Source organism: Psychrobacter sp. 1U2, assembly GCF_051847575.1.
The window spans coordinates 1-1272 of sequence record NZ_JBPYDC010000277.1 but is presented as its reverse complement, the minus strand read 5'-3'; the positions used below and the strand labels follow the sequence as shown (position 1 = coordinate 1272).

At 42.0% G+C, this 1272-nt stretch carries 1 protein-coding gene and 1 pseudogene; one reads left to right on the top strand and one right to left on the bottom strand.

What is annotated here, in order from left to right; genetic code table 11:
- Positions 1-150: 150 nt before the first annotated feature.
- Positions 151-843, top strand: coding sequence for an LOG family protein (locus ACS8FD_RS15135; RefSeq protein ID WP_439263511.1), 693 nt, complete (start codon positions 151-153; stop codon positions 841-843).
- A gap of 140 nt (positions 844-983) precedes the next feature.
- On the opposite strand, the pseudogene ACS8FD_RS15130 reads toward ACS8FD_RS15135, so the two are convergent.
- Positions 984-1272: pseudogene (locus ACS8FD_RS15130) on the bottom strand (FAD-dependent oxidoreductase); the annotation flags it as partial.

The window sequence follows — 1272 nt, the reverse complement described above, 5'->3', positions numbered from 1 at the left end:
AGAGCATCGACAACACTCTATCTACAATGAAAAATAAACACACTTGGTATCAGCTGCGAGCAATGTATTTGTTCAAAGCACACAATTATTAAAACAGTTTAATATAGTCATACACACAAATGATAATCCATACAAAATTAGGGGCGCTTTATGCAAATGAAAATTAACAATGACACTTATGAAGTATTGACCAGCCAAGATATTGCACATATTGAAAAGGCAGTAGATAAATCAGCGTTGACTATGCCATTGGTCGCAGTCTATTGCGGTTCGCGTTTGGGCAATAGTGATATTTATGAGCAAGCAGCACGTGAGTTGGGACAAGCCTTGGCAAAAAACGGTATGGGCTTGGTATATGGTGGTGCCAGTATTGGTCTTATGGGCTCAGTGGCTGACGAAGTTATCAAAGGCGGGGCACAAGCTGTCGGTGTGATTCCAACGTTTATGCTCAAACATGAAATTGCGCATGACCAGCTAACACGGCTGCATCTGACTGATACGATGCACACACGTAAAACGGTCATGGCAGAGTACGCAGACGCTTTTATTACGTTGCCAGGCGGGCTTGGGACATTAGAAGAGATAATGGAGATTGCCACATGGCGTCAGCTGTATCAGCACGAAAAACCGATGATTATTCTCAATATTAATGGCTTTTATGATCGTATGATTGAGCATTTAAAATATACCACTGAGCAAGGCTTTATGAAGCAGCAAGATCTCGATCGTTTGGTGGTGTGCAATACTATCAACGAAGCAATCGACTTACTACAGACACTAGTAACGATAGAAGATGCGGTTGATACAGAGAAGATGGCTGGAAATGAAAGCCAAGTATCATAAGGTCAATCAATTGATAAGTAAGATAGCCTGTATTCATTATTAGTAGTTATATAGCAGGATAGAAAAAGGAGCAGACAACCAGTATTTGGTCATCTGCTCCTTTTTTGTATTTTCTTACCTGTGTGAGTTGGAGTGATATATTATATTGTGTTAGACGCCAAATTTGCTAAAGTGGCTTCACGAATACTGCGATTGACACCAGCCATAGCTTGAGGAAACCCACGCTCCTCAGCCAGTACGCGTGCCACATTATCAACAGCTGTACTGTCGTTATGTACAAGATAAGTCCATTCGTGCGCATAACGACGACGATCCTCAGCAGTATCGTTTGCGATCAGTCCAAGCTGTGTTAATTCATGAACGATCTGATCAGCGGCAATCAAGGTTGATGAGGCTTTGACGTTTTCAGCGCGCGCGTAGCGTATATTA

Bases quoted from the DNA above. Each gene is read 5' to 3' on its own strand.
- ACS8FD_RS15135 (WP_439263511.1), top strand. From the start codon at position 151: ATGCAAATGAAAATTAACAATGACACTTATGAAGTATTGACCAGCCAA.